Origin of the sequence: Thermovirga sp. (assembly GCF_017656375.1) — a bacterium.
Classification (GTDB): Bacteria; Synergistota; Synergistia; order Synergistales; family Thermovirgaceae; genus Thermovirga.
On the sequence record NZ_JACDOB010000034.1, the window covers coordinates 1 to 11,484 of the forward strand.

The 11,484-nt window shown below is 45.6% G+C and carries 15 protein-coding genes, 7 tRNA genes and 1 other annotated feature; of the genes, 21 read left to right on the forward strand and 1 reads right to left on the reverse strand.

The genetic code is table 11. The features are described from left to right. Positions 1 to 78: 78 nt before the first annotated feature. The 14 genes from rpmG to H0Z23_RS07695 all read left to right on the forward strand — a co-directional run bounded on the left by rpmG (position 79) and on the right by H0Z23_RS07695 (position 9,697). Positions 79 to 228: a 50S ribosomal protein L33 gene (gene rpmG, locus H0Z23_RS07630; RefSeq protein ID WP_014162598.1), complete on the forward strand. Its 150-nt coding sequence runs from the start codon at positions 79 to 81 to the stop codon at positions 226 to 228. A gap of 21 nt (positions 229 to 249) precedes the next feature. Continuing rightward, a tRNA-Trp gene (locus H0Z23_RS07635) sits at positions 250 to 325 on the forward strand. Between the two features lie 44 nt (positions 326 to 369). Next, positions 370 to 540 (forward strand): preprotein translocase subunit SecE, encoded by a 171-nt coding sequence (gene secE, locus H0Z23_RS07640; RefSeq protein ID WP_296868844.1) that lies wholly within the window; start codon positions 370 to 372, stop codon positions 538 to 540. A 110-nt stretch (positions 541 to 650) separates the two neighbouring features. Continuing rightward, on the forward strand, positions 651 to 1,196 hold the full coding sequence (nusG, locus tag H0Z23_RS07645; protein WP_296868865.1) for a transcription termination/antitermination protein NusG: 546 nt from the start codon (positions 651 to 653) through the stop codon (positions 1,194 to 1,196). A gap of 74 nt (positions 1,197 to 1,270) precedes the next feature. Continuing rightward, positions 1,271 to 1,696, forward strand: a complete 426-nt coding sequence (gene rplK, locus H0Z23_RS07650) for a 50S ribosomal protein L11 (RefSeq protein ID WP_014162601.1) — start codon at positions 1,271 to 1,273, stop codon at positions 1,694 to 1,696. A gap of 87 nt (positions 1,697 to 1,783) precedes the next feature. Next, a complete protein-coding gene (gene rplA, locus H0Z23_RS07655) occupies positions 1,784 to 2,491 on the forward strand; it encodes a 50S ribosomal protein L1 (protein ID WP_296868847.1) in 708 nt (235 codons plus the stop codon). Positions 2,492 to 2,505: 14 nt separating this feature from the next. Beyond that, positions 2,506 to 2,653: a sequence feature (ribosomal protein L10 leader region), on the forward strand. A 9-nt stretch (positions 2,654 to 2,662) separates the two neighbouring features. Then, positions 2,663 to 3,190 (forward strand): 50S ribosomal protein L10, encoded by a 528-nt coding sequence (gene rplJ, locus H0Z23_RS07660; RefSeq protein ID WP_296868848.1) that lies wholly within the window; start codon positions 2,663 to 2,665, stop codon positions 3,188 to 3,190. Between the two features lie 98 nt (positions 3,191 to 3,288). Continuing rightward, positions 3,289 to 3,672, forward strand: a complete 384-nt coding sequence (gene rplL, locus H0Z23_RS07665; RefSeq protein ID WP_296868866.1) for a 50S ribosomal protein L7/L12 — start codon at positions 3,289 to 3,291, stop codon at positions 3,670 to 3,672. Between the two features lie 103 nt (positions 3,673 to 3,775). Continuing rightward, complete coding sequence (locus H0Z23_RS07670) at positions 3,776 to 4,159, forward strand: prepilin-type N-terminal cleavage/methylation domain-containing protein (protein WP_296868850.1); 384 nt, start codon at positions 3,776 to 3,778, stop codon at positions 4,157 to 4,159. Beyond that, the gene (locus H0Z23_RS07675; protein ID WP_296868852.1) at positions 4,143 to 5,036 is read left to right on the forward strand and encodes a type II secretion system protein; all 894 of its coding nucleotides are present in this window, start codon (positions 4,143 to 4,145) and stop codon (positions 5,034 to 5,036) included. The genes H0Z23_RS07670 and H0Z23_RS07675 overlap by 17 nt, the downstream gene beginning before the upstream one ends. Next, a complete protein-coding gene (locus tag H0Z23_RS07680) occupies positions 5,033 to 5,623 on the forward strand; it encodes a hypothetical protein (RefSeq protein WP_296868854.1) in 591 nt (196 codons plus the stop codon). Before H0Z23_RS07675 ends, H0Z23_RS07680 begins: the two co-directional genes overlap by 4 nt. Then, positions 5,623 to 8,079, forward strand: a complete 2,457-nt coding sequence (locus H0Z23_RS07685; RefSeq protein ID WP_296868855.1) for a hypothetical protein — start codon at positions 5,623 to 5,625, stop codon at positions 8,077 to 8,079. Before H0Z23_RS07680 ends, H0Z23_RS07685 begins: the two co-directional genes overlap by 1 nt. A 17-nt stretch (positions 8,080 to 8,096) precedes the next feature. After that, positions 8,097 to 8,786 carry a deoxyribonuclease V gene (gene nfi / locus H0Z23_RS07690; RefSeq protein ID WP_296868856.1) on the forward strand — a complete coding sequence of 230 codons (690 nt, stop codon included), beginning with the start codon at positions 8,097 to 8,099 and terminating at the stop codon, positions 8,784 to 8,786. A 44-nt stretch (positions 8,787 to 8,830) separates the two neighbouring features. After that, positions 8,831 to 9,697 (forward strand): amidohydrolase family protein, encoded by an 867-nt coding sequence (locus H0Z23_RS07695; RefSeq protein WP_296868859.1) that lies wholly within the window; start codon positions 8,831 to 8,833, stop codon positions 9,695 to 9,697. On the opposite strand, the gene H0Z23_RS07700 is transcribed toward H0Z23_RS07695, so the two are convergent. Continuing rightward, positions 9,675 to 9,875: a hypothetical protein gene (locus H0Z23_RS07700; RefSeq protein WP_296868861.1), complete on the reverse strand. Its 201-nt coding sequence runs from the start codon at positions 9,873 to 9,875 to the stop codon at positions 9,675 to 9,677. The two genes, H0Z23_RS07695 and H0Z23_RS07700, sit on opposite strands and share 23 nt — an antisense overlap. 136 nt (positions 9,876 to 10,011) lie before the next feature. On the opposite strand from H0Z23_RS07700, the gene H0Z23_RS07705 reads away from it, so the two are divergent. The 7 genes from H0Z23_RS07705 to H0Z23_RS07735 all read left to right on the forward strand — a co-directional run bounded on the left by H0Z23_RS07705 (position 10,012) and on the right by H0Z23_RS07735 (position 11,429). Continuing rightward, a tRNA-Val gene (locus H0Z23_RS07705) sits at positions 10,012 to 10,086 on the forward strand. Positions 10,087 to 10,120: 34 nt separating this feature from the next. Next, positions 10,121 to 10,197, forward strand: a tRNA-Asp gene (locus tag H0Z23_RS07710). A 19-nt stretch (positions 10,198 to 10,216) separates the two neighbouring features. Continuing rightward, positions 10,217 to 10,292, forward strand: a tRNA-Phe gene (locus tag H0Z23_RS07715). Positions 10,293 to 10,305: 13 nt separating this feature from the next. Beyond that, positions 10,306 to 10,380 (forward strand) — tRNA-Gly (locus H0Z23_RS07720). Between the two features lie 11 nt (positions 10,381 to 10,391). Next, positions 10,392 to 10,465: transfer RNA gene (locus H0Z23_RS07725), tRNA-Cys, on the forward strand. Positions 10,466 to 10,480: 15 nt separating this feature from the next. After that, positions 10,481 to 10,556: transfer RNA gene (locus H0Z23_RS07730), tRNA-Asn, on the forward strand. Positions 10,557 to 11,093: 537 nt separating this feature from the next. Next, on the forward strand, positions 11,094 to 11,429 hold the full coding sequence (locus H0Z23_RS07735) for a DUF6506 family protein (RefSeq protein ID WP_296868863.1): 336 nt from the start codon (positions 11,094 to 11,096) through the stop codon (positions 11,427 to 11,429). The last annotated feature ends 55 nt before the right edge of the window (positions 11,430 to 11,484 follow it).

Below are 11,484 nucleotides of genomic sequence, written 5' to 3' on the forward strand. Positions count from 1 at the left end.
CGTGAAGGTGGCCGTACTGTCGGTGCCGGTGTCGTAACGAAAATTTTGGACTAATTGGTAGAAAGGTAGGCCTTCAAAATGGCAGATGTAGTGGGATTGCAGTGTACGCAGTGCAAAAGGCGCAATTATGTGACTACTGTTAACAAGAAAAAGATGCAGAAGAAGCTGGAGAAGAAAAAATTCTGCCGCTGGTGTGGAACCCACACCTTGCATAAGGAGACAAAGTAGTGTAGAATACGCAGCGCACGCAGGTCCGTGGCTCAATTGGCAGAGCACCGGACTCCAAATCCGGGGGTTGCAGGTTCGAGTCCTGCCGGGCCTGCCAGTTTTTAGAGAACAGTAAGACGGGGGCTGTCCACTTTGAAAATTATGGATTTTATACGGGAAGCTAAAGCAGAACTCAAGAAGGTCACATGGCCGAGCCGGAAGCAAGTATGGTATTCCACATTGGTGGTTATAGGAATAAGCTTGATGGTTGCGGCCTATTTGGGAGTATTAGACGTTGTTTTTACGGCGGTATTTTCCAAGGTGATTGGATAGGGTAGATAGTGGCTTACCCCGATTTCGTCTAAGGGTTTTGTCTGAAAAAATTCTTGCTTAACGAAAAGGTGGAGGAGGACAGGGGGCCAGCCGAGGCCCCCTTTTGAATGATGAACGGAGAAAAGAGAGAACGTCGGTGGTATATCGTCCAGACTTATTCTGGTTATGAAAACAGGGTAAAGGCTAATATAGAACAGAGGGTCTCTACGATGGGGATGGAGGACAAGATATTTAATGTCCTTGTGCCCATAGAGGAGAGGGTTTCTGTTAAGGGTGGGAAGACCAAACGCACCAAGCGTAAGGTTTTTCCGAGTTATGTTCTGGTCGAGATGATATTGGACGACCAGTCTTGGTATGTGGTGAGGCACACACCAGGAGTGACAGGTTTTGTGGGGGCGGGTAGCTCTCCGATTCCTCTTTCCGAGCGAGAAGTAAGCGAGATAATGAGTAAAATAGGCAAAGAGTTGACAAAACCCAAGATAGAGATAGACTTGCAGCCTGGCGATACTGTAAGGGTTAAATCTGGCCCCTTCGAGGGGCAGGCGGGCCCTGTGGTAGAGGTTATGGAGGACAAGGGCAAGGTAAGATTTTCCGTCTCAGTTTTTGGGCGAGATACTATAGTAGAAGCTGACTATAATGACCTTGAGAAGGTCTAGTAATAATTAGTAATTAGTTGTTGACGTAAGGAACTGATGCGTTTCATTAAGGTTGACGAGGAGGAACAACGATAATGGCGAAAAAAGTAATAGGTCAGATCAAGTTGCAATTGCCTGCAGGAAAAGCTACTCCTGCGCCGCCGGTTGGTCCCGCTTTGGGTCAGCATGGTGTTAATATTATGGAGTTTTGTAAGCAGTTTAATGCGAAGACTGCGGATCAGCCGGGAATGATCATCCCTGTTGTGATAACTGTCTATGCTGATAGGAGCTTCACTTTCGAGATGAAGACTCCTCCAGCAAGTGTGCTGCTCAAAAAAGCAGCAGGCCTTGAGAAGGGCTCTGGTGAGCCCAACAAGGTTAAGGTGGGCAAGGTTACCCTGGATCAGGTTCGTGAGATAGCGGAAATCAAAAAACCAGACCTAAACGCCAATGACATAGAGGCCGCTATGGAAATGATCAAAGGTACTGCAAGATCCATGGGTATTGAGGTAGTGGAATAGTTTATTTTAGAAAGAGAAAGTAGCAGTGTAAAACTTGGTGGGAGAATCTGTTGAGAGATTCGTATGGACCACGGGGAGGAAAAGAAGATGGCTAAAAAAAGCAAGAGATATCGTGCACTTTTGGAGAAAGTTGATAAAGGCAAGCTTTATGGGCTTAGAGAGGCTGTGGCCCTTGCCAGGGAAGTGGCGACGGCAAAGTTCGATGAGAGTCTTGAGATGCATGTAAGGCTAGGAGTCGATCCCAGGCACGCCGACCAGCAGGTGAGGAGCACAGTGGTCCTTCCCCACGGCACGGGTATTACAAAGCGCGTAGTGGTTATAGCCAGTGGGGAGAAAATTAAAGAAGCCGAGGAAGCAGGCGCTGATTTTGTTGGTAGCGATGATATAGTTCAGAAGATAGAAGGCGGATGGTTGGATTTTGAAGCTGTCATAGCAACCCCAGACATGATGAAGTCTGTAGGTAAGTTGGGTAGGATCCTTGGTCCTAGGGGTATGATGCCATCTGCTAAAGCCGGTACTGTAACTTTTGATCTGGCCACGGCAGTTAAGGAGATAAAAGCTGGTAAAGTTGAGTTCCGAGTCGACAAGTTTGGCATAGTGCATAATGCCTTTGGCAAGGCTAGTTTTGAAGAAGAAAAGCTTTACGAGAATGCAAAAGCTTTGTTTAGTGCCATATTGAAGGCAAAACCTGCAGCAGCTAAGGGGCAGTATGTGAAGTCCCTAGCTATTGCGCCTACCATGGGTGTTGGAATAAAGATAGATGTGGCTGCTGCTCAGAAAGAAGTAGCTGAATAGATACGATAATATAGTTAACGTAAGTATATAGACCGTAGACAGCGGGTGCGTGTTAACTGCTTAATTTCCCGCCGAGGTCAGGAGAAAAGGTAATATAAAAGTTGGTTTGACCTTTATTGTCTCCTGGGCCTTGGTGTTCAGGAGACAATTTTTTTAGAAGGAGGTGAGTTCATGCCGTCTCAAGCTAATTACCAGAAGGTGGAGATGCTGCGCGAGAAGATCACGGGAGCTCAAGCTGTTTTTGTGTGTGAGTATAGGGGCCTGACTGTCGAAAAGATCACCAAGTTGCGTGCACAGATACGCAATGCTGGTGGAGAAATGACAGTTGCTAAGAACACTCTCATGAAGATTGCACTCAAGGAGGAAGGCTTCCCGATTCCAGAAGACCTGATGAGCGGGCCTAATGGTTTTACTGCTGTGCATGGGGACCCTGTTGCTGTTGCCAAAGTTTTGAAAGATTTTGCCAAGGAAAAAGGAAATGAAGCGCTGGTCATAAAGGGTGGAATTCTTGGTGATAAGGTCCTTGAGAAGGAGCAGCTTTTGGCTTTGGCCGATCTGCCGCCAAAAGAAGTGCTTCTCGCCCAGGTTGTTGGTACTATGGCTGCTCCGATACAGGGGCTTGTTACTGTTCTTTCTGGCCCTGCGAGAGGTTTGGTCACGTGTCTTTCTCAGATCAAGGATCAGAAAGAAGCTGCATAGCAGCTTGAAGGCTGAAAATCTAGTTATACCAACTTGTTAAAAACAATATTTTAAGAAGGAATGGGGAGGAATAAAGAATGTCAGAAGAAAAAAAGGTATTGACCAAAGAAGAAATTATTGAAGCGATTGAGTCTATGACCGTTCTTGAGCTTTCTGAGCTGGTAAAGGCTCTTGAGGATAAGTTTGGTGTTTCCGCAGCTGCTCCTGCAATGGCTATGCCAATGATGGGTGCCATGCCCGGAGCTGCTGGTGCTCCAGCAGAGGAGGAGAAGACCGAGTTTGATGTAGTTCTCAAGGCTGCTGGTTCCAACAAGATAGCAACCATCAAGGTCGTACGTGAGATCACCGGCCTTGGCCTTAAGGAAGCTAAAGAGCTCGTTGACAACGCTCCGAAGCCCGTCAAAGAAGGCGCTTCCAAGGAAGAAGCCGAAGAGATCAAGAAGAAACTCGAAGAAGCTGGTGCAGAAGTAGAAGTAAAGTAATTTAATTAGGAAATAGTTATAACCCTTTGCGGCACACCTCACCAGGTGTGCCGTTTTTTAATTTGTACTGGAAAAAAAGCAAAAAAGGTATTATCATTACACTATGATGGTAAATTACATTGGGAAATTAAGGAAAAAGAAAAAAGGCTTTTCCTTAGTGGAAGTGCTAATAGCGATGATGATCTTGGCGATCGCGTTGCTTTCCCTAGCAGCGGTGGTTGTATCTACTACTATGTTGCTGTCTCACTCTGTAGACAGAGAGACAGCTATTGGGTTGGTTGTTGGTAAGCTTGACGGTCTTGAAGGCCTAGATTATGGAGATATCGTAAGCGGAAGCGAACAGGTTGGGGAGAAATACACCTTAAGTTGGGTAGTATCTGAGGATACGGCCAAAGAAATAAAGACGGTCACAGCTAACGCTACCTGGAGAGGGGTTTTAGGTGAGCGTACTGTGGAAGCGGAGAGGGAATATGGGAAAAGGGAATAAAGCAAAAGGATTTACTTTAGTGGAACTGCTCATAACCATGGTGCTTTTGAGTATTATAACAGGCGCCATAATGGTTCTTGCCTCAACTTATGTTTTTCATTTCGAACAGGCAGATGACCTTTCAATGGCTCGCCAGCGCGGAATCATGGTGGCTACATATCTTGAAAACAGGGTTTTACATGCGGGATTGGGGATGCCTGCAGCAGGGGCAGCCAGTACTGATTTTGGAACAAATTTCTACGAGCTTCTGAATGGCTCACATAGTTCGGAGCTTGTGGGCTTTTCGCAGGCAGTAAATGTAACAAGTGGTGACAGAGTACTTGCGGTTGCATACGCACTGCCATCTGGACTTTATACTACAGCTTCTTGTGACTGTGAATACGGAGTGGACGTGGATGTGGAGCTTTCCTCCAATGTTGATGAGGACAAGATAGAAGCCAATGGCGGAAGCACAACGGAAGGATGGGTTACTTTTCCTTCGTATGGCAGGGTTTTTCTGGTAAAGGGGATTTCGGGAAGCACGATTACTTTGGAGCCTAAACTTAAAGGTTTCCTTCCAGCAAACGACGAAATGCATTACGTGAGGTTTTTGAAAGCGTATGTGTCAGGAGACAAGTTTTATGCCGAAGACCTTACGAGGCAATCTCCTCAGCCAATAGTGGAGGGAATAGTGGATTGTGCATTCTATTGGGATGATGAGGCAAGGGTCCTCACTGTGGCAATTTTGGCACGAGGCAATACTCGTAAGGGAGTCTTGATATCACCGGAGAACATCCCGGGATGGGAAGACGAAGATGGGAATCCCCTTAGCATCCCTGAGGAGGCCAGGCATTACCATTTGTCGGTCATCAGGAGAGAATGGAGGGTAAGAAATTGAGGGTTAAACAGCGTGAAAAGGGCATGGCATTGCCGTTGGCTTTGGTGATCCTTCTCTTCGGTGGTGTTTTGGTGGCGATAGCAATGTATGTAGTTGAAAATATGCACTCTACAACACAAGAGTCTATAACACATATGGAGCTTTATAATGCTGCTCAACAGGGAGTTGAAAAGGCGATGAGCCTTCTGTGGGAGAACAAGGATGACCTGGAGCAAGATGCACTTACGTACGAGGGGAACATTGAAGACATCTATGCCCAACTTGACGATGGAACACTTCTTGGTCCCATAACGTTTACTGTTGCACCTGAGATAAATGTAGAGGTAAAGATATTTGATTGTAATTACGTTTTAGGTAGTGGGCAGAGTTTAAGTGAGGAACTGCCTCCTCAGTATCCGGGAGGATGGGGAGCCGGGGGAGGCGGGGCAACAACGGCCTTGCCTGGCGGAACGTCCGCTATTATAGACCCTGGGCGCTTACTATCCTTAGGAGGAGGAGCGGGAGAGCACAGGTACCTTATAAGGTCCACGGCTGTGAAGGGCGATAATGGCCTTACTGCCGAGGCCATGGTGGTGGTGAATAAATAATGAAAACTATTAGGAAAAATGTTTTGTGGGGAATATTGCTGGGAGTTTTAGTCATATTGTTGCTTGCAGAAAGCTCTATGGTGTTTGCTGGCCCTAAATGGGGCTATATTCAAGTGACTATTGACCCAGAAGAAGTAAGGGATAGTGCGCGTTGGTATTTGAAGGCAGGAGATTTGAAACGTTCAGGTGAGACTGTAGAGGTTAATACAAAAGATGAAATATATTACACTATACACTTTACAAGTGTTGATGGATATAACACTCCATCGGACATAACAGTAGAAGTGGAAGCAGGGGAAACATCCGTTGTAACAGGAACATATGAAGCAACAGGAGGCTCAAGTGACGTTGTCGTCTCCGATAAAGCTAAATGGCCCTTATGGCCCCAAAAAACTGCTCAGTATAATGTATGGGAGCCTTATTCCTTTACTAGCATAGGGCGAGACGTAATTTCCTGGGTCACTTTTGATCCTATGGAAGGAAATGAGACTTTTTGGCTATCCAACCTTTATATAATGATCCAAACTGAGACTGAATCCTTTAGAAAAGCCAATATTGATTTGGATGATTTAAATCAGGAATACTGGTACGTTAAAGGAACAACGATGAAGGATTTCCCAAGCGCGCTATCTGGAATAAAGGATGATTTGCGGGATAGTGCAGTTATACCTGAGTACGACGAAGATTGGATGTCATATGAAAGTGCAAATTATCCTAATCAGGATTTCGATTCGTGGTTAAGTTACAGTGAGTGGCTAGATTTTCTGAAAGGAGATGCTGATGGCATTGAATTGGCTGATTCTGGCCATGCCCCTCCACTAACTATGTGGGCTGAAGACAATTGGATGACGTACTTTGTCGATGAGAATTCGGTTCCAAGTGCATGGGTAGGGAAAGTCTATGTGTTTTTGCCGACCAATCAAGGTATGCTTAATTGTTTCGAGGTGGATGAGAGTGAAGCGGCATCGACGCCTTCTGACCAGCAAATTACTGTGAAACGGGTATGGTCTATGATGCCTTTTCCTGCCTTTCAGCAGGGAATTTATCATCAGGTAAGGTTTGAGAATGATGATGTTTACAGCAGGATGACCATTTTGGATGGGCCCGTTTATGTTCATGATGTTGAAGATTCAGAAGGCAACTGGAAAAGAATTTTGGTTGGGACTACTGGGGTGGGGACTAGACAGGTTAACAAAATTGGATCCAACTGGGATGTGGAAGGCAGCCCACAGCCGGCAAATGCACCTACTGTTACGGATGAAGGAAGGATTTTCGGTATATATGCTATAGATGTGACCGACCCATTAAATCCGGTGCCCCTGTGGTCTGTGACCAACATGTATGCCACGAGAGAAGAGAATGCTTCCTTGGATAATGTGGTTGTTCAAAATGCGCCTGGAGGCAATATAAATCCTTCTGATTATTCCAATTTGAAGTTTATGACTTCCAAGCCAATGATTGGCTTTACGGAAGAAGATGGGGCTAGGACATGGCATTTGTTAATGGTGGCCATAGACAAAAACAATAGATATATGTGGATAAATGCCGACCCCTTAACGGGAGAGGTAATGAGCAGCGGTAATTTTGAGGATGACGAAGTTGCAGAAACATTACCTCCTGAAGAAACTTACATGTATAATTTTGAGAAGTGGTACCCCTCAAGAATGCTTGCAGCGTACCCGGGCGAAGGTGGCTTACCTGTCCTAAGCGATGTGTACGTATATCTTTCAAATGGTACTTTCTGGAAATGGGATCTAAACGATCCGGAGAAGACGCTGGAGGAGAAAGTCCCAGAGAAATTATTCACTGTCTATACTAACGAAGGACATGAGTACCCGGCGCCCCCGATCACAGATTTTGACATAGCATACATAAACGGAGACACTTATTTAGCAGCTACAGCTCCTTTGGATTACCCTGGAATAGGACAGCCTCATGATACCTATGGTCTCCTCATTGTAAATTTAAGCTATATTAGTGAAAACGGTATAACGGAGTTAAATACACAAGGAGCCCAAGGGCAAAGTGGAGATACAAAGTTGAGGCTTTTAGAATATGGTGTTGCCATGGTTCAGCTTCAAACGGGTCATGGGGGAAATGCTTATGACTTTAATGAATTGGCAGCATCGCCGCTTTTTGCAAACTATGTCCTGTACCAGGCACTTTACAGTGAAGAGGGAGAGCTCAGCAGGTTGTACACCCTTGATATGGGTTATATTGCAGGGCTTGAGCGTTCAAGGGGTAACGTAAGTCTTCCAGACGATGCTTATATAGACGATACGGAACACCATTTTGCCGGAATGACCATAAATTCTAAAGGGGATTTGATAATATTTGATGAGGAAGGGAATGTCGTTTATAAAATAGAAGGGGTTTTGGATCCAGTAGGTACAGGTACAGGAGTAGGCACAACTGGCTCTACAGGAGTAAAGGTTGTTTATTGGAAAGTTAAATAAAGAGGAGAGTAGTAGAATTGAATTCGGCATCCCATATAGATTGGAAAAAACTTAAGGTCCTCCAGCAAAACCTCTCGAAGAAGGTGCTGCTGGAGGATTCTTTTACAAAAGAGTGGACATTAGTTGGAGGTTTAGATGTCTCTTATTCAAGGCACAAAGGCCCTTCTAAGGCTTGTGCCGCGGCGGTGATATTCGATCGTAGATCTTGGACAGTAATGGATGAGTCAGTAGCTTATATGGATGTTGATATCCCTTATGTTCCAGGGTTCCTCTCTTTTAGGGAAATTCCAGTTATTCTTGAAGTCGTTGAAGGGCTTACGTTGCTACCAGATATATGGCTAGTTGATGGAGCAGGAATTGCTCACCCAAGGCGAATAGGCTTGGCCTCGCATTTAGGTGTTTTACTTGATGTTCCTACCATAGGGGTGGCAAAGAGCCGTCTGGTGGGAAGACATAATGACCTGCCAAAAGAAAAGGGCAGTTTTGTTCCTCTTGTAGACGAAGCTACAGAAGAGGTTATAGGCACAGTCTTGAGAAGCCGCACAGGCGTGAAGCCCCTTTATATAAGCCCAGGCCATAAGGTTTCCGTTAGGAGTGCTGTTGAGATAGTTCTTGCCTGTTGTACCAAATATCGCTTACCTGAGCCTACAAGAGCCGCTCATAACAAAGTCACGGAAGCTAAAAAAAGCTTTTCTGAAAAGCCCTAACTGGCGTTATAATTGCATCAGCGCTGTTAAATGGAGGGTGTACCATGATAATTGACTCCCACGTGCATATTTATCCACCAGAGGTAATTAAAGATTGGGAAAAAATAGCTCAAAAAGAACCGTACTTTAAATTATTGGCTTCGGGTAAAGTACACAAATGGGCCACTGCAGAGGACTTGATTGAAAAGATGGATAAGAGTGGCATAAGCAAAAGTTGGGTTACTACCTTTGCCTTTAGGGACCAGGGGTTGTGTGCTTACTGCAATGATTATCTTATAGAGGCCGTAAACAGATATAAAGGCAGGTTAGAGGGTTTTTGTGTGGTCAACCCGGTAAGGCGCGGGTTTGATGATGAGATTGCAAGGTGCAAAAAAGCAGGAATGCTTGGTGTTGGGGAGCTTTTCCCTGATGGCCAGGTTTTCGATGTTACAGACTTCAGGCAAACTTGGAGGCTTGCGGAGGCCTGCTTCGACAACCATATGGTGCTTTTACTTCACACGGCAGAGCAGGTAGGGCACGGCTATCCGGGCAAGGGCAATACAGGCCCCAAAGAGGCTGCCCAATTCTGCATGAACCACCCGGAGGTCAAGGTTATTTTTGCTCATTTAGGTGGGGGGCTTTGGCAATATGAATTGATGCCTGAGATGAGGGTTTCCCTTCAGAATGCCAGGTATGATACGGCTGCATTACCGTTCCTGTATGATAATAAGATTTTTGCTGCCATGAAGGCTGCGGGAGTAATAGATAAAATTTTGTATGGCAGCGATTTCCCACTTTTGTCTGTGGAAAGATATATGAAGCTAATGGATGCTTCGGGTTTGGATGACGAGGCTAAAAAAGCCATATTGGGACAAAATGCCGTTTCTTTTGTTGATGGGTTATTGGATTTTACAAATACCGCCAGTACATAGGATTTCTAATGGCCTTATTAGGTTGAAACCGCTTTTGCTGAATATTATACCCCCCTAGAATCTCTACTACTACCAGTGGGACGACCATTTTCTTTACGGAGTGAGAAATTATGGGAGCGAAAAAAGCCAAGCACACCACTAGCAGAGAAGACACAAAAGACGGAGCAGCATGTTTCACTAAAGGGGCCTCCTTGTTAAAATTTTAAGGAGAGGTCCAAACATGCGATAAAAATTTCTGTAAAAATTTTACCATGAAGGGTGTTGACAGGAAAAGCACAGGTCGCTATACTACCTAACGCGTTGAGGGAATTTAAGGGCGAATAGCTCAGCGGGAGAGCACCTGCCTTACAAGCAGGGGGTCATAGGTTCGATCCCTATTTCGCCCACCAGAAAGTACCTGATACGGTTTTTTATATAGAACGCGGGGTTGTAGCTCAGTTGGTTAGAGCGCCGGCCTGTCACGCCGGAGGTCGCGAGTTCAAGTCTCGTCAGCCCCGCCATTTTATGAGAGCCTTAAGAGGCGAGATAGCTCAGTAGGTAGAGCAGCGGACTGAAAATCCGCGTGTCCCCAGTTCGATTCTGGGTCTCGCCACCATTGAGATAGCGATGCGGAAGTAGCTCAGTGGTAGAGCACAACCTTGCCAAGGTTGGGGTCGCGGGTTCGAATCCCGTCTTCCGCTCCATTTTAGTTTACGGCGGCATAGCCAAGGGGTAAGGCAGAGGACTGCAAATCCTTTATCCCCGGTTCGAATCCGGGTGCCGCCTCCAAAGAAGAAGCCACACTCCTCGGTAGCTCAATAGGCAGAGCGGGTGGCTGTTAACCACTAGGTTGCAGGTTCGAGTCCTGCCCGAGGAGCCAGAATTTAATCCGCCAACGTTGGCGGTTCTTTTTTGGTAAAAGCCCCGTCGGGATAACCCAGCGGGGCCTTTTTTTCTCTCCCCATTTGCCCTTTCGTTGATACCCTGGCAGAACAGAAGCATTTCCAAGACCATGCTAGCCGGATGTGCAATCTCTTTCTTGAAGGCCAACTTGTTATTTTGCGCAAAATCTCTTTTTGCCAACAGGCGCCTCACCTCCCACAGTACTTCATCGTAGTTGAAGTAAAACGCAAAAGCGCTGGTATAATAATATTGTGGCGGGTTACTTCTACAAAGGAGAGACGGCCGCTTTCCCCATTATGTTTTTACATTACCTCGGTAGACAGAACGAAATATAGGCCCTTCTACATTAGCAGCAAAAGCCCATCGATAGCCTTTTAAAGGAAAGTGTAATATGAGCGAAAGGACAAAAATATCGGTCGTCAAGAAGGATGTATATGCGAACAGTTCGTAAATGAGAGAGTTAAGTGAAATGCCTAAGCCCTTTCGTAAAAAATCACAATAGGAGGTGATAAGTATGGCATTTAAAGTACTGTTCCTCGCTCATGCCCCTGATGCGGATGCAGAGAAGTATAGATGTGTCATCGAAACGCCCAAGTACTATAAGCTTTTTGTAGTAGTGGTCAAAGATCAGGCGCAAGCAATTGAAGTATGCAAAAAGGTTGTCAAAGAGGAGGGCATTCACTCGATCCTTCTTTGTCCAGGATTTAAGCATAGAGATGTTTCAGAGATACAAGAAGCGGTTGGTGAAAATGTCGGAGTTTTTGTAGCCAGGGGAGACGGCCCGAGTAACAGAGCTTCAAAGGAAGCGATGAGAAGAGAAGGCTTCTTTCCAGGAAAAGTGAGAGAATAAAACCTCCCCTGCTTTCTTGTTCAGTTCAAAATTAAGATAAAGAGTGTAAAGTTGG